Consider the following 23,017-nt stretch of genomic DNA (forward strand, 5'->3'; position numbering starts at 1 on the left):
ACCAGCAGACCGAGCTTCCAGCCCACGGCCGGGCAACGCCGGAAAGGGGCGCGGGGCTGTATCGATATGCGGCTCCGCCGCGCGGCCGCGACCAGCCACGACGGAGCCGCACCCGCCCGACAACCCGATCCACCCCCCCCGGGTGGGCACGCGGCCCCGCCGCGAGGGCGTGACCCCCCCGTCACAACGTCGCCGCACCCGACCCCACGCCCACCCCCCTACCCCCCGTGCCGCCGCACCCCGATCTCCGCCGCGGTGTCCGCGACAAGCCCCCCCAACTCCGGCAGCCGCGACGCGTCGTAACGCGAATCCGGCATGGAGATCGCGACGGTCGCGAGCGGCACCCCGTCCTCCCCCAGGATCGCCGCGGCCACCGCACACACATCGGGCCGATGCTGATTCCGGTTGACGGACCAGCCATCGGCCCGCACCCGTTCCAACTCGGCATGCAACTGCCCCGCGTCGGTCGGCGTCGCCTCCCCGAACCGCTCAAGCCCGCGCGCGACCAACTCGTCGACATCGGCCCGGGGCGTGTACGCGAGAACGGCCCGCCCCGTCGCGGTGGCGTGCAACGGCGAGGTGTCCCCGATGGCATGGAACGTCCGCACCGCGTGCGTGCAGTCCACCCGGTCGACGACCACCATGCACTGCAACGCGTCCGGCACCGACAGGTGAATGGTCTCGTTCACCGCGTCCCGCAGCCGGATCATCGGCTCCCGCGCGGCCGCGAACAGACTCGACCCCTGAAGCGCCGCAGGGCGGACGGCCAGCACCCGCGCCCCGATCTCCCAGCGCGTCGTGTCCTTCCGGTTCGCCCGCAGCCACCCCGCCTCGCTCAGGGTCACCAGCGTGCGCTGCACCGTCGACTTGGGCAGGCCGAACAGTTTGGTCAGTTCCCCCACGGTGACCGGCTGGTGCTGCGCGACCGCCTCAAGGATGCGCAGTGACCTCGTCACGCTCTTCATTTCCATCTGGTTTCCCCCGTTAACTCTGCGCGCTCCACGTGTACACCCCTTGACTGCCTCCTGGCGACACTGCCATTCTCGTGCCAGATTCTAGCACGCCGTTCCACAATGTGGCACGGAGAGGGGGTCGGCGCGAAGCCCCCCGCTCTCCGGGACGACTGAGCCGGCGCCTCTGGCCGCTCGCATCCGGAATCAAGCAATCCGCTACCTGGTGCCCAGCATCACCGCACCGGGAGACGAAAGGAAGCCTCGTGTCTGCGAGCAAGCGAGTCGCCGTGGTCGGCGTCGGAACGATGGGCAGTCAGGCCGCCTGGCGGCTGGCCGCCCGCGGAGCCGAGGTCGTCGGCTACGACCGCTTCGCCCCCGGCCACGACCGCAGCGCCGCCGGCGGCGAGAGCCGGATCTTCCGCAGCGCCCACTTCGAGGACTCCCGTTACGTCCCGCTCCTCAAGCACGCCGACGCCCTCTGGGAGCAGCTCCAGGAGGAGACCGGACGTGAACTGCGCCGCCTGAGCGGCTGCCTGCTCATGGGGCCGACGAAGCATCAGCAGATGGCGACCGTCCTGGAGTCGATCGCGGAGCACGACCTCGACCACGAGGTGCTCGACGCCGACGCCCTCGCCCGCCGTTTCCCGCAGTTCAGGACCGAGGACGGCGACGCGGCGGTGCTCGACCGCCGGGCCGGTTTCATCCGCCCCGAGCTGACGATCCAGACCGCCGCCCGCCGCGCCGAGGAGCTGGGCGCGGTCATCCACCGCTACACCCCGGTCCGCGAGATCGTGCCGGTCGCGAGCGGCGTCGAGATCCGCACGGACGCCGGGAGCGAGCACTTCGACACCGCCGTGGTCACCGTCGGCCCCTGGGTCAACGACCTGCTGCCCGACCTGCCCTGGGAGGTGGACGTCCGCCGCCTGCTCAGCGCCTGGTACGTGCCCACCACCGACGCCTGGTCCGGCGCGGAACGCCCCGCCTTCATCCGCACGGCACCCACGCACTGCTACGGCCTGCCCTCCCCGGACGGCGTCTCCGTCAAGCTCGGCCTGTCCCGGGCCCTGCACCGCCCCGTCGGCGACCCGAACCAGCTGGACCGGAACGTGGCCCCCGAGGAACTGGACATCTTCACCGAGCTGATCGCCCGCCACCTGCCCGACCTGAACCCCGACCCGGTCCGCCTCTCCGTCTACATGGAGGGCTACACCGAGAGCAGCCGCCCGCTGGTGGGCCCGCTGCCCGGCGCCGACGACGTCGTCCTGCTCGCCGGGTTCTCCGGACACGGCTTCAAACTCTCGCCCGCCTACGGCGACATCGCCGCCGACCTCGCCCTGGACGGCGCCTCCTCGCACCCCACCGGCTTCCTCTCCACCCTCGACCGGGCGGAGGCGTGAGCACCATGACCGGCACCCTCTCGATCGGCGCCCTGCACGCCGCGCCCCACACCAAGACCCGCGGCACCGTCCCCGCCGACCTCGGCACCCTCACCGTCGACATCCCCCTGACCCTGGTCAACGGCGCCCGCCCCGGCCCCCGTGTCCTGATCACCGCGGGCGTCCACGGCGGCGAGTTCACCGGCGTCGACGCCGCCACCCGGCTCGCGGCCCTGCTGGAACCCGGCGAGGTGCACGGCCAGGTCGTGATCTGCCCGGTCGCCAACCCCCCGGCCGTCTACCAGGGCCGTCTCGGCGTCTCCCCGCTCGACGGCGTCAACATCAACCGGGTCTTCCCCGGCGACCCCGACGGCAGCCCCACCGAACGGCTCGCCGCCTGGCTCTTCACCCACCTGCTGGACGGCGCCGACGCCTATGTCGACCTCCACTCGGGCGGCATCGACGAGGTGCTCAAGGACTTCGTCGGCTACCGCCGCACCGGAGATCCCGAACTCGACGCCAGGACAGCCGACATGGCCGCCGCCCTCGGCATCGAGGACGTCATCGTCGGCCTGAACGCCGAGGGCGGCAACAGCCACGCGGCCGCCGCCCGCCGGGGGATACCGGCGATCCTCGTCGAGACCGGCCAGCTCGGCGAACGCGACGCGGACAGCGCCGAGCGCCTCGTCACCGGCCTGTACGCGGTCCTCGGCCGACTCGGCGTCCTCGACACCGCCGCCGAGCAGCCGGCGCCCGTGCGGGACTGGGTCTGGGCGGCCGGCATCAGCGCCGAGGCCACCGGCCTGTGGTACCCGCAGTTCACCGCAGGCGACGACGTGACGGAGGGCCAGGTCATCGGCCACGTCATCGACCCCGCCGACAGCCAGGAGCACAAGGTGCACACCCCGGCCACCGGACGCGTCTTCTACGGCATGCGCGGCCTGACCGTCGCCCCCGGCGCCGAACTCGCCGCCATCGCCGTCCCGGCCCCCGGCGAGCACCCCCACTGACCCACCACTGACCCACCACTGACCCCACCGCTTCGCACCGCCCGCACCCGCCCGCACGAGCCCCACCCCACGCACCCCTCACCACGCAGCGCACCACCAGGAGGTACCCGGTGAAAGACGTCCGGACAGACCGCAGAGCGTTCCTGCGCGGGGTCGGTGGAGTCGCCGCAGGCCTGGCCGCCACCACGCTCACCGGCTGCGGCACCGGCACCAGCCGGTCCGCGAGCGGCGCCAGCGGCTCCAAGACGCTCGTCGTCCGCAACAGCGGCGGCAGCTACGGCGACGCCAACCAGCAGGCGGTCTACGGGCCGTTCACCAAGGAGACCGGCATCCAGGTCCAGGTGGTGAACATCGAGTACGCCCAGATGCTCGCCCAGATCAAACAGGGCCGCCCCCAGTTCGACGTCATCGACGACTCGATGGCCGACTTCGTCCTCTTCAAGCAGGAGGGCGCCACCGAGGCCCTCGACTACGACCGGCTGAAGAACTTCAAGAAGGCCGGCATCGCCAAGACCCTGGTGACCGACCACGCCATCGGCAAGAACTACTGGGCCAGCGTGATGGCCTACCGCACCGACGCCTTCGACGGACACAAGCCGGCCTCGTGGGCCGACTTCTGGGACACCCGGGCCTTCCCCGGCAGCCGCGCCCTCCAGGCCCTCGACGCCGACCTGCCCGAGCTGGAGTTCGCCCTCCTCGCCGACGGCGTCGCCCTGGACCAGCTGTACCCGCTCGACGTGGACCGCGCCTTCAAGGTCCTCACCGAGATCAAGGGCTCCGTCCGCAAGTTCTGGGACACCGGCGCCCTGCCCGGCGTGCTGCTCGCCCGCAAGGAGGTCGTCGCCTCCAGCGTCTGGCACGGCCGCCTCGACGCCCTCATCAAGGGCGGCTCCCCGCTGGCCTACCAGTGGAACGGCGCCCGCCGCCAGAGCAACGGCCTCGCCATCCCCAAGGGCGCCGCCCACCTCGACGCCGCCTACCAGCTCATCGACTTCGCGCTGCGCCCCGAGGTGCAGGCCGCCTACGCCGAGATCTACCCGATGGCCCCGGCGGTACCGGCCGCCTACAAGAAGCTCTCCACCACCACCGCCGCGAACCTCGCCAGCTCACCCGAGCACCTGGAGTCCGGCTTCGACCTCGACGTCGAGTGGTGGATCAAGAACCAGGACGCCGTGGCCAAGCGGTGGCAGGAGTGGACGCATGCCTGAGACCGACGTGAAACCCCTGCCCACCGTGGACAAGCCCCTCACCGGCACCGGAAAACCCCTGTCCGTCCAGCGACTTCGCAAGACCTACGGCACCGTCACCGCCGTCGACGAGGTCTCCATGGAGATCGCGGCCGGCGAGTTCGTCACCTTCCTCGGCTCCTCCGGCTCCGGCAAGACCACCACCCTGATGATGATCGCCGGATTCTGCGAACCCGACTCGGGTCACGTCGTCGTCGGCGGCCACGACGTGACCCGCCTCGCCCCGCAGAAACGCGGCCTCGGCTTCGTCTTCCAGCAGTACCTGCTCTTCCCGCACATGACGGTCTGGGAGAACGTCGCCTTCCCGCTCCAACTGCGCGGCCTGCCCAAGGCGGAACTGCGCCGCCGCGTCGGCGAGACCCTGGAGATGGCCGGCCTCTCCGCCATGGGCCGGCGACGCCCCCGCGAACTGTCCGGCGGCCAGCAGCAGCGGGTCGCGCTGTGCCGGGCCCTGGTCTACCGGCCGCCGGTCATCCTCATGGACGAACCCCTCGGCGCCCTCGACAAGAAACTCCGCGACCAGCTCCAGACCGAGATCAAGCGCATCCAACGCGAACTCGGCCTGACCGTCATCTATGTGACGCACGATCAGGAAGAGGCGCTGGTCCTCTCCGACCGCGTCGCGGTCATGCGGGACGGCCGGATCGACCAGTTCGACACCCCGCAGGAACTCTTCGAACGCCCCCGCACCCCGTTCGTCGCCGACTTCCTCGGCGCCGCGAACTTCCTGCCGGGCCAGGTGGCGGAGCGCACGCCGGACCACACCCTGGTCAAGCTCACCACCGGCGGCCTCCTCAAGGCCCGCCCGCAGCCGGCCCCTCCGACGCCGCACGTCCTCGCCGCCGTCCAGCCCGGCCGGCTCGCCCTGTGTCCCACCGGCGACGGCTTCGCCACCGGGACCGTCGAGACGGTCACCTACGTGGGCACCCTCGTCCGCGTCACCGTCCGCCCCGACGGCGCCGCCGAGCCCGTACGCCTCGAACTGCCCTCCGGACGCGCCCCCGCCCCCGGCGCCCACGTCGGCCTCACCGCCGACCCGGAGAACGTCAGCGTCTTCGCCGACCCGGCCCACGGAGGCTGACGACCATGGCCGTCCTCACCCCCGTATCGGACCCGCCCGCCGCCACGCCCCGCACCCAACGCCTCGCCCGCATGTGGTCCGACCGCCGCACCCGCGCAGGCCTGCTCAACGCGGCCCCCGTCGTCGTCTACCTGCTGATCCTCTTCGTCTACCCGATCTTCAGCACCCTGATGCTGAGCCTCAAGGGCGCCGACGGCGGCTTCACCCTCCACTGGTACGGCGACGCCTTCCGCGGCGCCGACCTCAAGATCCTGCTGACCACCCTGCGGATCTCCACCGAAACCTCCCTGATCGCCCTGGTCACCGGCTTCGTGCTGGCCGCCGCGATCTCCCGCCTGAAGCCGCTGTGGGCGGGCCTGGCGATGCTGGTCGTCGTCGTCCCGCACTTCATCAGCGCCCTGGTACGCACCTACGGCTGGATCATCCTGCTCGGCGACAACGGCGTGGTGAACAACGTCCTGACGGACCTCCATGTCCCCGGCGCACCCTTCCAGTTGCTCTACAACGAGACCGGCGTCGTCATCGGCACCACCGCCGTGATGCTCCCGTACACCGTGCTGCTGCTGTACGCGGTCATGAAGGGCATCGACCGCCGTCTGCTGGCCGCCGCCGCCAGCATGGGCGCCGGACGGATCACCATCTTCCGCCGCGTCTACCTCCCGCTGGTCGCCCCCGGCCTGGTCAACGCCGGTGTCCTCTCCTTCATCCTGTGCCTCGGCTATTACCTCACCCCGGCCCTCATGGGCGGCGAGAAACAGACCATGGTCGCCTCGCTCATCGACGAACAGGTCATGAAGCAGAACCAGTGGAACGGCGCCTCCGCGCTCGGCATCATCCTCCTGCTCCTCACCTTCGCCGGACTCCTGCTGCTCAGGCTGGCCAAGTCGGCGGGCGAGGCCCTCCGGAAGCGAGGTACGGCGTCATGATCGAGCTGCGCTCCACCCTGGCCGGACGCCTCACCCTCACCGTCCTCGCCACCCTGATCCTGCTGGTCCTGGCGCTGCCGATCGTCGTCATCGTCGTCACCTCCTTCGGCAAGGACGCCTTCGGCTCCTTCCCGCCCGAGTCCTGGACGCTCAGCTGGTACCGGCAACTCTTCGCCGACGGCAGCAAGTGGCCCGCCGCGCTCTCGCTCAGCGCCCTGGTGGCGGCCATGACCACCGTCTTCTCCCTGATCCTGGGCCTGACCGCCGCCACCGCCCTGGTCCGCAGCGAACTCCCGCTGCGCTCCGCCGTCTACGGCCTGGTCCTCGCCCCGCTGGTGATCCCGCAGGTCGTCGTCGCCCTCGGCCTGTTCCTGCTCTTCGAACCGGCCTCGATGCTCGGCAGCCCCATCGCCATCGCGCTGGGCCACACCGTGCTGGCCTCACCCATCGCCGTGATGATCCTCATGGCCACCCTCAAGGGCATCGACGAACGGCTGGAGGACGCGGCCGCCAGCATGGGCGCCGGCCGCCTCACGATCGCCCGCCGCATCACCCTCCCGCTGGCCGCGCCGGGACTCGTCGCCGCCGGCATCTTCGCCTTCATCACCAGCTTCGACGAGTTCTTCATCGCGCAGTTCCTGTCCTCCGTGGGCACCGTGACGCTGCCCGTCCAGGTGTTCAACGTCCTCCAGTACAACGTCGACCCGTCGGTGACCGCCGTCAGCGCGATCCTCATCGCCGTCGCCGTCGTGGCCCTCGCCCTGGTCGGCGCGGCCCGCCGGCTCGGCGGCCAGGGCAAGCAGGACGGCCTGCTGCCGACCGAGACCGCGGTGAGCCTCCCCGCCGGAAGTGAGACCGCATCATGACCAGCAGCACCCGCACCCCCACCGAGGAACTGTCCGCCACCGCGGGCCGCCACCTCCTGCTCAACATGACCCCCAACGGCTCGTTCGGCCAGGGCGGCCAGGACCTCTTCGTGGTCCGCAGCGGCGAGGGACCCTACGTCGACGACGCCGACGGCAGGCGCTACATCGACGGCCTCTCCGGCCTCTACTGCTGCCAGCTCGGCTACTCCTACGCCCCCGAGTTCGCCGACGCCGCCGCCCGGCAGCTGCGCGAACTCTGCTTCAGCCCCCTGTGGTCCGCCTCCGCCCACCCCACGGCCATCGAACTGTCCGAACGGCTGGCCCGCATCGCCCCCGTCGACATCGAGCACACCTTCTTCTCCGGCGGCGGCGCCGAAGCCGTCGAGACCGCCTGGAAGATCGCCCGCCGCTACCACGCCCTGCGCGGCGACAGCACCCGCACCAAGGCCATCTCCCGGCGCGGCGCCTACCACGGCCTGACCCTCGGCGCCCTCTCCCTGACCGACGACCCCGGACTGCGCGAACCGTACGGACCGGGCGCCATCGAGACCCGGTTCGTGTCCAACACCAACCGCTTCGGCCTCGCCCCCGAGTGCGCCGACGACGACGTGTACACCGCCCGGCTGCTCGCCGAGCTGGAGGCCGCGATCCTCGCCGAGGGCCCGGAGACGATCGCCCTGCTGATCGCCGAGCCGGTGCAGAACCGCGGCGGCTGCATCACCCCGCCCCAGGGATACTGGCCGGGCCTGCGGACCCTGGCCGACCGGTACGGGTTCCTGCTCGTCGCCGACGAGGTCATCACCGCCTTCGGACGGCTGGGGGAGTGGTTCGGCGGCGACTGCTACGCGGCCCGCCCCGACCTGGTCACCGTCGCCAAGGGCATCACCGCCGGCTACGCCCCGATGGGCGCCACCCTCGTCAGCAGCAAGGTCACCGAGGTCATCAACCGGCCCGGCGCGGTCCTCAACCACGGCTACACCTTCGCCGGCCACCCCCTCAGCGCCGCGATCGCCCTGCGCAGCCTGGAGATCATGGAGCGCGACCGCATCCTCGACAACGTCCGTGACCAGCAAGGCCACTTGGCCACCCGGATGGCCGCCCTCACCGACCTGCCCCTGGTCGGCGACGTCCGGGGCGCCGGCTTCTTCTACGCCTGCGAACTCGTCGGCGACCTGGAGGGCGGCGGTTTCAGCGACCGGGCCCGCGCCGACCTCGTCGCCGACCTGGTGCCGCGCCGGCTGCGCGAGGCCGGCCTCCTGGCCCGCGTCTACAACCGCGCGGCGCCCCTGGTGCAGATCGCGCCCCCGCTGATCAGCGACCGCGCGCTCCTCGACCGCATCGCCGACATCCTCACGGACACCCTCACCGAGGCGTCCGCCCGCCTCTGAGCCCCGCGCGGCCCCGAAGTTCCCCGTCATCGAAAGGAACCCCCTCATGTTCTCCATCGGTCCGCTGACCGTCGCCCCCGGCGAGCGTGCCCAGGGCCTCATCCCGGTCGGCGCCAGCACCTACGGCGTGGACCTCGGGATACCGCTCGTCGTGGTGAACGGCGCCCACGACGGCCCGGTGCTCTGCGTCGACGCCGGGGTGCACGGCGACGAGTACGACGGGCAGGAGGCCATCCGCCGGGTCCTCGCCGAGACCGACCCGGCCACCCTGCACGGCACCCTCGTCGGCATCCCCTGCATGAACACCCCCGCCTTCGAGGCCGCCGCCCGCACCAGCGGCCTCGACCATCTCAACCTCAACCGCATCTTCCCCGGCGACGCGGACGGCTCGTACTCGCTGCGGCTGGCGGCCACCTTCGTCGAGCAGGTCGTCCCGGCCATCGACGCCCTGGTCGACCTGCACACCGGCGGCACCTTCGGCGAGATCGCCCCGCTCGTCATCCTCCAGGGCGGCCACGAGGAACTGGCCACGGATCTCGCCCTCGCGGCCGGGCACGAGCTGGTCTGGAAGGGCGGCAAGTGGGGCGGCACGGTCCGCCACCCCACCCTCGCGGCGGGCAAGCCCGCGATCACCATCGAGGCGGGCGGCGGCACCTACCGCGAGGCCGTCGTCGACCTCCACATCGGCTCGATCCGCAACATCATGCGGCAGTTCGGCATGATCGGCGGCGAGGTCCAGCTCCGCGACAGCTACACGACGGTCTCCGGGACCTTCGCCCGCTCCGACGCCGGCGGCTTCTTCGTCGGACACGCCGAGCCGGGGGAGAGCTGCAAGGAGGGCGACCTGATCGCCCACATCGTCGACCACTACGGCAACACGCTGGAGGAGGTCCGCGCCCCGCAGGACGGCGTCGTGCTGTGGGTCCGCCGGATTCGCACCGTCCGCCCCGGCGACGAGGTCGTCATCTTCGGCGAGGTGCTGGGGGAGATCCAGCCGTGACCGCCGCACCCCAGCCGACCGAGCTGCTGATCGACGGCGAGCGGGTCCCGGCCGCCGACGGCCGCACGTTCACCGTCCTCGACCCCTCCGACGGCACCGCGTTCGCCCACGTGGCGCTGGCCGGGACGGCCGACGTGGACCGGGCGGTGGCGGCGGCCAGGGCGGCGTTCACCGCACCGGAGTGGGCCCGGATGCGGGCCGCGGACCGGGGGCGGCTGCTGCACCGGATCGCCGCCGCGATCCGCGAGGACGGCGAGCGGCTGGCCCGGCTGGAGAGCCAGGACACCGGCAAGCCGCTCGGGCAGGCGGTGGCCGATGTCGAGGCCGCCGCCCGCTACTTCGAGTTCTACGCGGGCTTCGCCGACAAACTCGGCGGCACCACCGTCCCCCTCCGCCCCGGCCTGCTCGACTACACCGTCCGCGAGCCGATCGGCGTCTCCGGGCAGATCATCCCGTTCAACTACCCGCTCCAGAACACCGCGCGCGGCAGCGCCCCGGCGCTCGCGGCGGGCTGCACGGTGGTCCTCAAGCCGTCGCCCGAGGCGCCGTTGACGCCCCTGGAGATCGGCCGGATCGCCCTCGAATGCGGCCTCCCGCCCGGGGTGTTGAACGTCGTCCCCGGCGACGGCGACACCGGCGCGGCCCTCGCCGGACACCCCGGCATCGACCAGGTCACCTTCACCGGCTCGGTGCCGACCGGCATCAAGGTCGCCCAGGCCGCCGCCGCGAACGTGGTGCCGTCGGTGACGGAACTGGGCGGCAAGTCACCGTTCGTCGTCTTCGCGGACGCCGACGTCGAACAGGCCCTGACCGCGATCATGGGGGCGTCGTTCAGCAACGCCGGACAGATGTGCTCGGCGGGCACCCGGCTGCTGCTCCAGCGCGGCGCCGAACGCTTCCTCGACCTGCTGGTGGAGAGGATCGCCGCCCTGCGGATCGGCCCCGGCCTCAGCGACCCGGACATCGGCCCGCTGATCGCCGCCCGGCAGCGCGAGAGGGTCCTCGGCTATCTGGACCTCGCCCGCGAGGAGGGCGCCACGTTCCTGATCGGCGGCGGCGCCCCGAAGGACCCCGCCCTGGCCGACGGCTACTACATCGAGCCGACCGTCCTGACCGGCCTGACGAACCGGTCCCGCGTCGCCCGCGAGGAGATCTTCGGCCCCGTCGTCACGGTCCTCGCCTTCGACGACGTCGACGAGGCCCTCGACATCGCCAACGACAGCCCCTACGGCCTCTCCTCCTACGTGTGGACCCGCGACCTCGACCGGGCGATGCGCCTGGCCGAGAACATCAGGGCCGGCCAGGTCTACGTCAACGCCACCGGCGTCGGCACCGGCGTGGAACTCCCCTTCGGCGGCTACAAGCACAGCGGCTGGGGCCGGGAGAAGGGCCTGGAGGCGCTGGCCAGTTACACGCAGACCAAGAACGTCTGCATCGGGTTCGGGGAGCGGCCATGAGGTACCGCACGCTGGGCGCGCGCGGCCCCGTCGTCTCCGTGGTCGGCGTCGGCGGCAACAACTTCGGCTCCCGCCTCGACGAGGAGGGCACGAAGGCCGTCGTGCACGCGGCCCTCGACGCCGGGATCACCCTCTTCGACACCGCCGACACCTACGGCGGCTTCGGCACCGGCACCGGCACGCGCGGCGACGGCGAACGGCTCCTGGGGGCCGCCCTCAAGGGCCGTCGCGACGGGGTCGTCCTGGCCACCAAGTTCGGCATGGAGATGGGCCCCGACGCCGACCGCCACGGCCCGCGCGGCGCCCGCCGCTACATCCGGCACGCCGTCGAGGCGTCGTTGCACCGCCTGGGCACCGACCGGATCGACCTGTACCAGTACCACGAACCCGACGGCACCACCCCGCTCGACGAGACCGTCGCCGCCCTCGCCGCCCTCGTCGACGAGGGCAAGGTCAGGTACGTCGGCTGCTCCAACCTCCCGGCCGAGCAGGTCTCCGACGCGTTCGTCTCCACCCAGGCCCGCTACCACCTGCTCGACCGCAGCGCCGAGCACGACCTGATCCCGGCCTGCCTGCGCACCGGCGTGGGCCTGCTGCCGTACTACCCGCTGGCCAACGGCCTGCTCAGCGGCAAGTACCGGCGCGGCGAACAACCGCCCGCGGGCAGCCGCCTGACCTGGCGCCAGGGCTGGCTCACCGACGCCGCCCTGGACCGCGTCGAAGCGCTCACCGGGTACGCCGCCGACCGGAGCCTGAGTCTCCTCCAGGTCGCCGTCGGCGCCCTCGCCGCGCTCCCCGCCGTCGGCTCCGTCATCTGCGGCGCCATGACCCCCGGGCAGGTCACCGCCAACGCGGCCGCCGCCGACTGGATTCCGGACGCGGCCGACCTGACCGCCCTCGACGCCCTCGTCGGCCCCGGCGACCGCGTCGTCTGACGCCCCCAACTCCCCCTGACAGCAAGCGAATCGAGGCCGCACCATGCGAGAGATCGTCACCTTCGACGCCTACGGCACCCTGATCGACTTCCAACTCGGCCCCACCACCCTGAAGGTCCTCGCCGACCGCCTCGACCTGGACAACCTGGACGTCGACGAGTTCCTCGACGACTTCCGCGTGATGCGCTTCCAGGCCGTCCTGGAGGCCTACCGCCCCTACCACGAGGTCCTGCACTCCAGCCTGGAGATGGCCATGCGCCTGCACGGCCTCGGCTACCGCGCCTCCGACGGCGACGCCCTGGTCGACGCCGTCCCCACCTTCGGCCCCTTCCCGGAGGTGCCGGACGCCCTGCGCGCCCTGAAGTCCCGGTACGAGATCGCCATCATCTCCAACACCGAGGACCACCTCATCGCCCAGAACGTCGCGAACATCGGCGTCGAGTTCGACCACGTCATCACCGCCGAGCAGGCGGCGGCGTACAAGCCGGACCGGCAGACCTTCGAGCACGCCCACAAGGCGATGGGCGTCGAGCCGTCCCAGGTCATCCACACCGCGCAGGGCTGGGAGTACGACCTCATACCCACCCGAGACCTCGGCCTCAAGCGCCGCGTGTGGATCAACCGCTACGGCCGCGCGGGCAGCGCCGACTACCAGCCCTACGACGAGCTGCCCGACCTGTCGGGCCTGCCGGCCCTGCTGGGCTGCTGACCCGGCAGGGCACGCGCCGCGACCCGGTGCCACCGGACAGACCACACGAAGGACACACGCCATGAAGCAGATCCCCTACTGGCTCGACACCGCCCCGGCCCTGCCCGACCGCTCCGGCAAGGACCTCCCCGACGAGGCGGACGTGGTCGTCATCGGCGGCGGCCTCACCGGCCTGTCCACCGCCTACCACGCCGCCCGCAAGGGCGCCCGGGTCGTGCTCGTCGAGAAGGACAAGGTCGGCTCGGGCGCCTCCGGCCGCAACGGCAGCATGTGCACCCAGGGCATCACCATCGGCGTCGGCGAGGCCCGCCGACGCTTCGGCCAGGAACGGGCCCGCGCGCTGTACGACGCCTTCCGCGAGGCCGTCGACGTCGTCGAGGACCTCACCCGCACCGAGAAGATCGACTGCGACTTCCACCGCGCGGGCCGGCTCGGAGTGGCGTTCAAACCGCAGCACTTCGAGGCGATGAAGGCCACCCAGCGCGACCTGGCCGACAACTTCGACCACCACACCACGCTGCTCTCCCGCACCGAACTGCGCTCCGAACTCGGCTCGGACTACTACCACGGCGCCCTCCTCGACCCGCTCAGCGCCGCCCTGCACGTCGGCAAGTACGTCGGCGGTCTCGCGGACGCCGCCGAACGCGCCGGCGCCGAGATCCACGAACGCAACGCGGCCACCGGCCTCACCCGGCTGCCCGGCGGCGGGTTCCTCGTCGAGACCCTGCACGGCACGATCCGGGCCCGGCAGGTCATGGCCGCCACCGACGCCTACACCGACAAGGCGCTGCCGTGGTTCCGCAAGCGGCTGATCAACGTCGGCAGCTTCATCATCGTCACCGAGCCGCTGGGGGAGGAGCGCGCCCGCGAACTGATCCCCCGGGCCCGCCTGGTGGTCGACTCCAAGAACATCGGCCACTACCTCCGCCTCACCCCCGACCACCGTCTCGCCTTCGGCGGCCGGGCCCGCTTCGCGCCGTCCAACCCGGCCTCCGACCTCAAGAGCGGAGACATCCTCAAGCAGGAGATGGCGGAGATCTTCCCGCAACTGTCCGACGTACGGATCGACTACGTCTGGGGCGGCACCGTCGGCTTCTCCTGGGACCGCCTCCCGCACGCGGGCGAGGCCGACGGCGCGAAGGGCCTCTACTACTCCATGGGGTACTGCGGCCACGGCGTCCAGATGGCCACCTCCATGGGCCGCGCGGTCGCCGAGATGATGGACGGCAAGCCGGAGGCCAACCCCCTGCGCGGCCTCGGCTTCCCCAAGGTCCCCGTCCCCTTCTACAACGGCACCGCCTGGTTCCTGCCGTTCGGCGGCGCCTACTACAAGGCCAAGGACCGCCTGCGCTGACACCGTCACCGCCCCTCCCCGGAGGCCTTCCGCACCCGTCGCGGAAGGCCTCCCGCCGTCTCCGGACCCCCACGGCCGTCCCCGACGCCACCCGCCCGGTCCCATCGTGAACGGCTATGCGCCCATAGGCCTTCGTGATGTGGGCTTCTTCCTGGCCCCCGCCGCACCTAGCGTCAGACCCGGACCGGGTGCTGCACCGGACCCGCTGACCCGAGCGCCGGACAGGTTCCGGCGCCGTCCGCCTGGGCAGGAAAAGGAGCCTCACTGTGCCTGTCGTCGATCTGGTCGCCGATCTCGGAGAGAGTTTCGGGGCCTACACCATGGGCAACGACGCCGAACTGCTGAACCTGCTGACCTCCGCCAACGTCGCCTGCGGATTCCACGCCGGTGACCCCCGGGTGATGGACGCGACCGTACGGGCCTGCGTGGAACGCGGCGTCGGCATCGGCGCCCACCCGAGCTTCCCCGACCTGGTCGGCTTCGGCCGCCGGGCGATGGACCTGACGCCGGACGAGGTACGCACCGACGTGCTGTACCAGGTCGGCGCGCTGTCCGCGTTCACCCGGGCGCACGGCACCCGCATCGGGCACCTGGCACCGCACGGCCGCCTCGGCAACCTCGTGGTCACCCGGCGCGACTACGCCGAGGCCGTCGCCGACGCCGTCGAGGCGTTCGACCCGACCCTGGTGATCCTGATGCAGGAGGGCGAGATGGCGTCCGTCGCCCGTGAACGCGGCCTGCGCATGGCCATGGTGGGCATAGCCGACCGCGCCTACGAGGACGACGGCACCCTCGTGCCGCGCTCCGAACCGGGAGCGGTGCTGCACGACCCGGACGAGGTCACCCACCGCACCGTCCGGATGGTCATCGACGGCGTCATCACCAGCCGCAACGGCACCGACCTGCCGGTGCGCACCGACTGCGTGCAACTGCACGGCGACGGCCCCGCGGCCCTCCAGCTCGCGGCCCGCATCCGCACCGAACTCCAGGCCGCCGGAGTCGAACTGGCGCCGCTGGCCGAGGTGTTGGGCGCAGGGGCCGCATGACGGGCACCCGGGCGGCGACCCACGTAGCCCTCTCGCCGTGCGGCGACTCCGCCCTCCGCGTCACCGTCGAGGGCGCCGACACCGACCGGGTCTGGAACGCCGTCCACCGCCTCGCGGGCTGGCTCAACCAGGGCGACCTGCACCCCACGGTGACGGCCGTCGCCACCTACGACGCGGTGCTCGTGGAGTTCGACCCCTACCACATCACCGGTGACGTGATCGCCTCCCACATCCACTCCTGGGACACCACCGCCGACGCGGCCCGGGCGGCCGACGGCCGGGTCATCGACGTTCCGGTGCTGTTCGGCGGCGCGGCCGGGCCCGACCTGGACTGGGTCGCGGACGTGGTCGGCGTACCGGCGGCGACGGTCGTCGACCTCGTCTGCGCGAAGGACCACCTCATCCGCTGCCTGGGCGGACCGGCCGCCTCCGCCATGATGGACGGCCCCGACCTCGACGTCCCCGTCCCCCGGCTGGCGACCCCCCGGCTGCGGGTGCCGCCCGGCGCGGTCTCCCTCGCGGGACGCCAGGCGGTCATCGGCCCCGTCGCCGCGCCGAGCGGCTGGCGCCAGATCGGCCGCACCCCGCTGGACATCCTGAGCACCGGCCAGGGCCACGACACCGTCGTCCCCTACCGGCCCGGCGACCGGGTACGGTTCCAGCCGATCGACGAGGCCCGCTACACCGCCCTGCTCGGCACGCCGATGACCTACCGCGCCGATGACTGAGCGCCCGGTGCTGCACGTCGAGTCCGCGACGGCGTGCACGGTCACCGACCTCGGCCGGGTCCTGGGCCCCCCGCGCGGCCTCGCGGTCAATGGCGCGCTCGACCAGTTCGCCGCCCGCGCCGCGAACGCCCTGGTCGGCAACGCGCCCACCGACCCCCTCATCGAGGCCACCGGCTTCGGCCTCACCCTGCGCCCCAGCCATGACGTCCTGCTCTCCGTCACCGGCGCCCCCGCCGAACCCACCATCGACGGCCGGCCCCACCCCGCCTGGGCACCGCTGTCGGTGCGCGCGGGCGAGACACTGCGGGTCGGCGTCTCGGACGCGGGACTGCGCGCCTACGTCGCCGTGCACGGATCGTTCGACGTGCCCCGTCTGATGGGGAGTTGCGCACCGGACTCGATGATCGGATTCGGCACGCACGTCACGCCCGGCACCTCCCTGTCCCTGTTCCGCTCCCACCCGCCGCTGGTCAACCGGCATTTCGGGGCCACCGTGTTCGACTTCGGCATCCCCCGCGACGTCGGCCGGGTGCCCGGGGTCCTGGAGGTGGTCGACGGGCCCGACGCCGCCGAGTTCGGCACCGGACTCGGACGGCTCTACGACTCCCCGTACCAGGTCACCCCGCGCATCAACCACGTCGGACTGCGCGTCGCCGGACACGTACCACAGCGTCAGATCGCCGGGGAGGTGCTGTCGCGCGGCGTCCCCGTCGGCGCGATCGAGGCCCCGGCCGGCGACGAACTGCTCGTCCTGATGCGCGGCCGGGGGATCACCGCGGGCTACCCGGTCCTCGCGGTCCTCACCTCCCGCGCCCTGGACCACGCGGCACAGCTCCGCCCGGGCCAGGAGATCCGCTTCTGCCGGACCACCGCGGCCGCCGCCACGGCCGCCTACCTGGAACGGCGACGCCTCCTGGACCGGATCGCCGTGCGCGCCCGTACCGCGTTCGCGGCACTCGTCTGACCCGCCCCCGTCCCCGGCCTCTGACCGCCCACCACTTTCGTACCCACCGAAGGAGAAATGGGATGCCCCTTTCCGAAACACTTCTCGCCCCCACGCCGGCCGAACGCATGTCGCGCGTCAAGGAGTCCCCGAGTGCCCGGGTCGCGGACCGGGTGCGCGCATTTCAGGAGGCGGGCCGCACCGTCCTCCCCCTCACGATCGGCGAACCCGATTTCGACACTCCGGACCATGTGAAGGAAGCGGCGATCGCGGCGATCCGCGCGGGCGAGACGAAATACACCTCGGCCACCGGAACCCCCGCACTGCGCAAGGCGATCACCTCCCGCCTGCTGCGCAAGACCGGCCAGTCGTACACGACCGACGAGATCTGCCTCGGCGGCGGCGCCAAGCAGCTGATCTTCCTGGCGTTCATGGCGACCCTCGACGAGGGCGACGAGGTGATCGTCCCGGCCCCGTACTGGGTGTCCTATCCCGACATGGTCGCCGTGAACGGCGGCCACCCCGTGATCGTCACCACCGACGCCGCACACGGCTACAAACTCACCCCCGACCGGCTGCGCGACGCCGTCACCGACCGCACCACCTGGGTGGTGCTGAACACCCCCAACAACCCGACCGGCGCGGTCTACACCGAGGACGAACTCCTCGCTCTCGCCGACGTGGTGCGCGCGCATCCGCATGTCTCGGTCCTCTGCGACGAGATCTACGACGAGATCAACTTCGGCGCACAGCCGGTCCCCAGCTTCGTGACCGTCGCCCCCGACCTGCGCGAACGCGTCTTCCTCGTCAACGGCGTCTCCAAGGCGTACGCCATGACCGGCTGGCGGATCGGCTACGCGGCCGGCGCCGCCCGGCTGTGCGGCGCCATCGGCACGCTCCAGTCGCAGAGTTCGTCCTGCCCCTCCTCGGTAAGCCAGGCCGCCGCGGTCGCCGCACTGGACGGCGGCCGGGAGTTCATCGACCGCACGGTCGCCGTCTACGCCGAACGCCGGGACCTGCTCGTGTCCGGACTCGCCGCGATCGACGGCCTGCGCCCCACGGTCCCCGAAGGCGGCTTCTACGTGTGGACCGACGCCTCCGCGCTCATCGGCGCCGTGACCCCCGCCGGCACGGTGCTGGAATCCGACGCCGATCTCGCCGAACACTTCCTGGAAACGTCCGGCGTCCTCGTCATCACCGGCGACTCCTACGGCAGCCCAGGCCATTTCCGGGCCAGCTTCGCATTGTCGTCCGACATCATTGGCGAAGCCGTCGCGGGACTCGCGCATTCGGTGTCCCTGCTCCGCCGATGAAAAAGCATTTCCGCTACGCCCCTGCTTTTTCGGGCCGACAGGAATAAGTTTCCTTAATGGCGGCATCGGAAACCGGATTGAATTTGCGGCCGGGTAAACCCGCTGGCAATACCGAGGAAATAATCACGGGCCAGAGTTCGTCGTGCCGGTGACCCGCCGCGACGCGACGACGCGACCGAGGCGACGACTCCCCTGACGGAGTCGCAGGGGCGGGTCGGTCCCGATGACCTGTGGGACGGCGTCCACCCCTTCCGGTGACGACGACGTCACTCTCGCGAAAGGCAGTGCCCGTGAACAGCAAGGTCTCTGCGGCTTTGCCGCCTGTGCAGACACCCCAGGCCACCCCGAAGGCGACGAGGATGTCCATCGCCGGCGGCCTCGTCGGTGTCTTCATCGAGCTGTACGACAACGCCGTCTACGGCTTCGTGGCAGGCACCCTCGCCGTGGTGTTCTTCCCCAGCGGCGCCCCCTCCACCAGCGTCATGCTGACCTTCCTGGCCTTCGCGATCCCGTTCTTCTTCCGCCCGGTGGGCGCCGCGGTCGCCGGGTCCTGGGGCGACCGGATCGGCCGCAAACGCGTCCTGGTGGTCCTCGTCTCCCTGATGAGCCTGTCCACCGGCCTGGTCGGCATCCTCCCGAGCTACGCCTCGGCAGGCGTCTGGGCACCCATCGGCCTGGTCCTGCTCCGCTTCGTCCAGGGCTTCGCGATGGGCGGCGAACCCGGCAACGGCAACTCCTTCCTCGCCGAACACGCCGGAGACGGCCGCCGGGGCCGCGTGGTCAGCTACGGCAACGCCGCCACGTTCGTCGCGATGCTGCTCGGCACCCTGTTCGCCGCCCTGCTCACCGCGGTGCTCAGCACCCCCTCCATGGAGGCGTGGGGCTGGCGGCTGCCGTTCCTGCTCGCCCTCCCGCTCGGCGTCGTCGGCCTGCTGGTGCGGCGGCTGTCCGACGAGTCACCGGAGTTCGCCGAGGTCGAGGAAGGCGGCAAGGTCGCCGTCAGCCCCCTCAAGGAGGCGTTCACCACCCCCGAGATCCGCCGCGCCATGGGCCTGACCATCGTGCTGCCGCTGCTCAACAGCTCCGGCTACTTCGTCCTGTTCATCTACATGCCGACCTACATGAAGACCGAGATGCACTTCACGGCCCTGCAAGGCCTGCTGGTCACGGCCCTCATGCTGGCCGTCGGCACCTTCGCCGTGCTGTGGGCCGGACGGCTCTCCGACCGGGTGGGCCGCAAGAAGATGCTCAGCACCTCCGCCTTCGGCATGGTCGTCATCGGCTTCCCCTGCTACTGGCTGCTCACCCGGGGCTCCTTCGCCACCGCCGCGGTCGGCGCGGTCCTCATGGCCGTCTGCTTCGCCGGCACCAACGGCGTCATGCAGGTCACCCTCGCCGAACTCTTCCCCACCCGGGTGCGCACCGTGGCGTACGGCGTGGGCTACAACCTCGGCACCGCGATCTTCGGCGGCGCCGCCCCCCTGCTCATCTCGGCGCTCATCGCCTCGACCGGCAGCATCTGGATACCGGCGATCTACCTCGTCCTCACCTCCGCCGTCGCCGGATACACCGCGCTGCGCATCCGCGAGACCGCCTTCGAACCACTCAAGCGCTGAACCGCGCACAGCCGGACACACGTAAGCGAAAGGACGGTGGACCCGTGGCGACAGCGGCCACATGCCAGGCCGGAGCCGCACTCGACGGACTCCGCGGACAACTGGACAAGGAGGGCTTCAGGGCCCTGGTGCTGACCTCGCCCGGCGCCCGCCGGTACGCGCTGCGGTCGGCGCCCGGCCTCGCCGACGGGACCGCCGTCCTGCTCACCACCGACGGCACGCTCGCCAGCGCGCCCGGCGACCTCGCCACCGCCCTCACCGCCGTCCTCGACGCGACCGGCGTCGAGGACGGCGTGGTCGGCGCGGACGCCGACCTGCCCTGGGAGGTGTTCGGACGGCTGAGCGGCACCGGCGCCCGGCTACGCCCCGCCGCCGACCTGGTCTTCGCCGACCTCGCCCGCTGCGCACCCGGCGAGGTGGCCGCGTTCGCCGCCGCCGCCGACCTCGCAGCCGTCGGCTACACCGCCGTCATGGACCACCTGCGCGTCGGCATGGACGTACGGGAAATCTCCGGCAACGTCGACCGCTCCATCCGCCGGGCCGGCGGTCTGCTCGGCTGGAACGACCCCAGCGACGAGCCCGGGGCGGCGGGCTCGGACCTCGTGACCGTCCGCGGCCACGACCCCGCCACCGCCCAGCTGACCGCCACGACCCCGGTGCGCTACGCCCTGCACCCGCTGCTGGCCGGGGTCGCGGGCTACGCCGCCGCGACGGCCCTGCTCAGCAAGGCCGACGGCCCGCTGCGCACCGCGGGCGACACCTGCGCCGCCGCGACCGAGGCCCTCCTCACGGCACTGGTGCCGGGCGCCCCGCTCCGCGACGGCTACACCGCCTTCGCCCGCGCGTCCGCACCGCACCCGGCGGCCTGCCGGATCGTCGCGCTGCGCGGGGGAGGAGCCTCCCTGCCGCTGCTGCCCGACAGCACGGTGATCGCCGAGCCCGGCATGGTGCTCGGCGTGCGCACCGAGGTCGCGGCACCCGGCCGGGGCACGGTCGAACTCGCCGAGACGCTCGTGGTGACCCCCTCGGGCACCGAACCGCAGGCCCGCACCCCGCTGCGGCTCGTCGAACTGTACTGAACCACCCACCCCTTCACGGCCGTACGCCCCGTACGTACGACCTCACGACGCCGCAGCCGCACGACACCGCACCTGTAGGACGGCGCGGACGTGCGCACCGTATGAGGAGAACCGTCATGGAAACGACCCTCCCGCCCGGAGCGGGCCGGGTGCCCACCGCCGACGCGGCCGGCCACACCATGCCCCTGATCGGGTTCGGCACCCACCCGATGCGCGCCGAGCAGGCCACCGAGGCCGTACTCACCGCCTTCGAGGTCGGCTACCGCCTCGTCGACACCGCCACCCGCTACCGCAACGAGGCCGCCGTCGGCAACGCCCTCGCCGACACCGACCTGCCCCGCTCCGATCTGTTCGTCACCACCAAGATGCCGCCCGACCAGGTCGGCAGGGAGCGCCTGACCCTGGAACAGAGCCTCACCGCGCTGCGCTGCGACTACCTCGACCTGTGGCTGATCCACTGGCCCCCGGGCGGCTACCCCGGCGTCACCAGCTGGCGCGCGTTCGTCCGGGCCCGCGACGAGGGCCTGGTCCGCGCGATCGGCGTGAGCAACTACTCGGTCGCGCTCATCGACGCCCTCCACGAGGAGACCGGCGTGTACCCGGCCGTCAACCAGGTCCAGTGGGGTCCGGCGGACCACGACCCCGGTTTCGCCGAGGCGATGCGTGAACGCGGGGTGGTCCTCAGCGCGCACAGCCCGCTGCGCAGCACCGACCTCGGCCACCCGGTCCTCGTCGACATCGCCGGCCGGCACGGCTGTTCGGCCCGCGACATCGTCCTCGCGTGGAACCTCCACCACCAGGTCGCGGTGACCGTGAAATCCGCGCACCGCGACCGCATGGAACGGAACCTCTCCGCCGTCGACATCACACTCTCCCCGCAGGACGTCGCGGCGATCGACGGTCTGTCCGCCCTGTAGTTCCCCCAGTTCCCCGCACTCTCAGAGAGGCCGTAGTGGTGTATCAGGTCGTGGTCACGCGAGGCTATGCCGAACCGGACGGGAGCACCGTTTTCGGCGACATCGGGCTCGACCGGCTGACCGACGCCGGACTGGCCTGGCGCGTGCTGGACGAAGAGGTCGAGGAGGTGCGCGCCGACCAGCTGGAGGAGGCGGACGCCGTCCTCGTCCTGGGGCACGAGCGGATCACGGCGCGGTCGATACCGGCATCGGGACGGCTGCGGCACGTCGCACGGTTCGGCGCCGGCTTCGACGCCGTCGACACCGACGCCTGCGCCCGGCGCGGGGTGCTGGTCACCAACGCCCCCGACGCGGTCCGGCGCCCGGTGGCCGACTCGGTGATCGCCCTGCTCTACGCCCTCTCCCACCACCTCGTCGTCAAGGACCGGCTGGTACGGGAGGGACGGTGGGCCGAACGCGCTGCCTGGCGCGGCTCCGGACTGACCGGCGCGACCGTGGGCATCGTCGGGCTCGGCGGCATCGGACAGGAGACCGCACGCCGGGTGCGTGCCCAGGGACTGCGCGTCCTCGGCTACAACCGCAGCGACCGCAGCCGGGAGGCAGCGGACCTCGGCATCGAACTGCGCCCGCTGGACGACGTTCTCGCCCAGAGCGACTACGTGATCGTCACCGTCGCGGCGAACCCCGGCACCCGGCACCTCATCGGCGAGCGCGAACTCGCCCTCATGCGACCGACCGCCCGCCTGATCAACGTCTCCCGCGGCGTGGTGATCGACGAACAGGCGCTGATCGCGCGCCTGTCGGACGGCCGCCTGGCCGGCGCGGGCCTGGACGTGTTCACGGAGGAACCGCTGCCGACGCACAGCCCGCTGATCGCGCTGGACAACGTCGTCCTCGCCCCGCACTCCCTGTGCTGGACGGACCGCTACACCGAAGCGGTCTCCACGAGCGTGATGGCGTCCCTCATCACGGTCAGCCGAGGCGAACAGCCCCAGGAAACGGTCAACGCGCCCCTCCTGCACGGCACGTGGCCCGACAACTCCTGAGCCCCACCCATTCCTGAGCCCCACCGA

The 23,017-nt window shown here is 71.9% G+C and carries 21 protein-coding genes; 20 read left to right on the forward strand and 1 reads right to left on the reverse strand.

Annotation, left to right across the window (positions count from 1 at the left end):
• Positions 1-218 precede the first annotated feature (218 nt).
• Positions 219-965, reverse strand: coding sequence for an IclR family transcriptional regulator (locus ACIQOU_RS03835; protein ID WP_401533654.1), 747 nt, complete (start codon positions 963-965; stop codon positions 219-221).
• 251 nt (positions 966-1,216) lie between these two features.
• On the opposite strand from ACIQOU_RS03835, the gene solA reads away from it, so the two are divergent.
• The 20 genes from solA to ACIQOU_RS03935 all read left to right on the forward strand — a co-directional run bounded on the left by solA (position 1,217) and on the right by ACIQOU_RS03935 (position 22,990).
• Positions 1,217-2,350: an N-methyl-L-tryptophan oxidase gene (gene solA, locus ACIQOU_RS03840; RefSeq protein ID WP_401533551.1), complete on the forward strand. Its 1,134-nt coding sequence runs from the start codon at positions 1,217-1,219 to the stop codon at positions 2,348-2,350.
• Between the two features lie 5 nt (positions 2,351-2,355).
• Positions 2,356-3,339: a succinylglutamate desuccinylase/aspartoacylase family protein gene (locus ACIQOU_RS03845; protein WP_401533655.1), complete on the forward strand. Its 984-nt coding sequence runs from the start codon at positions 2,356-2,358 to the stop codon at positions 3,337-3,339.
• A 110-nt stretch (positions 3,340-3,449) separates the two neighbouring features.
• Positions 3,450-4,547 carry an extracellular solute-binding protein gene (locus ACIQOU_RS03850; protein WP_401533553.1) on the forward strand — a complete coding sequence of 366 codons (1,098 nt, stop codon included), beginning with the start codon at positions 3,450-3,452 and terminating at the stop codon, positions 4,545-4,547.
• Entirely contained in the window at positions 4,540-5,667 is a 1,128-nt protein-coding gene (locus ACIQOU_RS03855) for an ABC transporter ATP-binding protein (protein WP_401533555.1), read from the forward strand. The genes ACIQOU_RS03850 and ACIQOU_RS03855 overlap by 8 nt, the downstream gene beginning before the upstream one ends.
• A gap of 5 nt (positions 5,668-5,672) precedes the next feature.
• Positions 5,673-6,593 carry an ABC transporter permease gene (locus ACIQOU_RS03860; protein WP_401533558.1) on the forward strand — a complete coding sequence of 307 codons (921 nt, stop codon included), beginning with the start codon at positions 5,673-5,675 and terminating at the stop codon, positions 6,591-6,593.
• Positions 6,590-7,459: an ABC transporter permease gene (locus tag ACIQOU_RS03865; protein WP_401533559.1), complete on the forward strand. Its 870-nt coding sequence runs from the start codon at positions 6,590-6,592 to the stop codon at positions 7,457-7,459. Before ACIQOU_RS03860 ends, ACIQOU_RS03865 begins: the two co-directional genes overlap by 4 nt.
• Positions 7,456-8,847, forward strand: coding sequence for an aminotransferase class III-fold pyridoxal phosphate-dependent enzyme (locus ACIQOU_RS03870; protein WP_401533560.1), 1,392 nt, complete (start codon positions 7,456-7,458; stop codon positions 8,845-8,847). Before ACIQOU_RS03865 ends, ACIQOU_RS03870 begins: the two co-directional genes overlap by 4 nt.
• 46 nt (positions 8,848-8,893) lie before the next feature.
• A complete protein-coding gene (locus ACIQOU_RS03875) occupies positions 8,894-9,847 on the forward strand; it encodes a succinylglutamate desuccinylase/aspartoacylase family protein (RefSeq protein WP_401533562.1) in 954 nt (317 codons plus the stop codon).
• Positions 9,844-11,304 carry an aldehyde dehydrogenase family protein gene (locus tag ACIQOU_RS03880; RefSeq protein WP_401533563.1) on the forward strand — a complete coding sequence of 487 codons (1,461 nt, stop codon included), beginning with the start codon at positions 9,844-9,846 and terminating at the stop codon, positions 11,302-11,304. The genes ACIQOU_RS03875 and ACIQOU_RS03880 overlap by 4 nt, the downstream gene beginning before the upstream one ends.
• Positions 11,301-12,239, forward strand: coding sequence for an aldo/keto reductase (locus ACIQOU_RS03885; RefSeq protein ID WP_401533564.1), 939 nt, complete (start codon positions 11,301-11,303; stop codon positions 12,237-12,239). Before ACIQOU_RS03880 ends, ACIQOU_RS03885 begins: the two co-directional genes overlap by 4 nt.
• A 43-nt stretch (positions 12,240-12,282) precedes the next feature.
• A complete protein-coding gene (locus tag ACIQOU_RS03890; protein WP_401533566.1) occupies positions 12,283-12,948 on the forward strand; it encodes a haloacid dehalogenase type II in 666 nt (221 codons plus the stop codon).
• A 61-nt stretch (positions 12,949-13,009) separates the two neighbouring features.
• Positions 13,010-14,302 (forward strand): NAD(P)/FAD-dependent oxidoreductase, encoded by a 1,293-nt coding sequence (locus ACIQOU_RS03895; protein ID WP_401533567.1) that lies wholly within the window; start codon positions 13,010-13,012, stop codon positions 14,300-14,302.
• A gap of 266 nt (positions 14,303-14,568) precedes the next feature.
• On the forward strand, positions 14,569-15,348 hold the full coding sequence (locus tag ACIQOU_RS03900) for a LamB/YcsF family protein (RefSeq protein WP_401533568.1): 780 nt from the start codon (positions 14,569-14,571) through the stop codon (positions 15,346-15,348).
• Positions 15,345-16,076 (forward strand): allophanate hydrolase subunit 1, encoded by a 732-nt coding sequence (locus ACIQOU_RS03905; protein ID WP_401533569.1) that lies wholly within the window; start codon positions 15,345-15,347, stop codon positions 16,074-16,076. Before ACIQOU_RS03900 ends, ACIQOU_RS03905 begins: the two co-directional genes overlap by 4 nt.
• Positions 16,069-17,040 (forward strand): biotin-dependent carboxyltransferase family protein, encoded by a 972-nt coding sequence (locus ACIQOU_RS03910; protein ID WP_401533570.1) that lies wholly within the window; start codon positions 16,069-16,071, stop codon positions 17,038-17,040. The genes ACIQOU_RS03905 and ACIQOU_RS03910 overlap by 8 nt, the downstream gene beginning before the upstream one ends.
• A 62-nt stretch (positions 17,041-17,102) precedes the next feature.
• Positions 17,103-18,332 (forward strand): aminotransferase class I/II-fold pyridoxal phosphate-dependent enzyme, encoded by a 1,230-nt coding sequence (locus ACIQOU_RS03915; protein ID WP_401533571.1) that lies wholly within the window; start codon positions 17,103-17,105, stop codon positions 18,330-18,332.
• 359 nt (positions 18,333-18,691) lie between these two features.
• A complete protein-coding gene (locus ACIQOU_RS03920; RefSeq protein ID WP_401533572.1) occupies positions 18,692-19,948 on the forward strand; it encodes an MFS transporter in 1,257 nt (418 codons plus the stop codon).
• Between the two features lie 44 nt (positions 19,949-19,992).
• Positions 19,993-21,027 (forward strand): M24 family metallopeptidase, encoded by a 1,035-nt coding sequence (locus ACIQOU_RS03925; protein WP_401533573.1) that lies wholly within the window; start codon positions 19,993-19,995, stop codon positions 21,025-21,027.
• A gap of 116 nt (positions 21,028-21,143) precedes the next feature.
• Positions 21,144-21,944 (forward strand): aldo/keto reductase, encoded by an 801-nt coding sequence (locus ACIQOU_RS03930; RefSeq protein ID WP_401533574.1) that lies wholly within the window; start codon positions 21,144-21,146, stop codon positions 21,942-21,944.
• Between the two features lie 50 nt (positions 21,945-21,994).
• Positions 21,995-22,990 carry an NAD(P)-dependent oxidoreductase gene (locus ACIQOU_RS03935; RefSeq protein WP_401533575.1) on the forward strand — a complete coding sequence of 332 codons (996 nt, stop codon included), beginning with the start codon at positions 21,995-21,997 and terminating at the stop codon, positions 22,988-22,990.
• Positions 22,991-23,017: the final 27 nt, after the last annotated feature.

This window comes from Streptomyces sp. NPDC091279 (assembly GCF_044757465.1).
Lineage (GTDB): Bacteria > Actinomycetota > Actinomycetes > Streptomycetales > Streptomycetaceae > Streptomyces.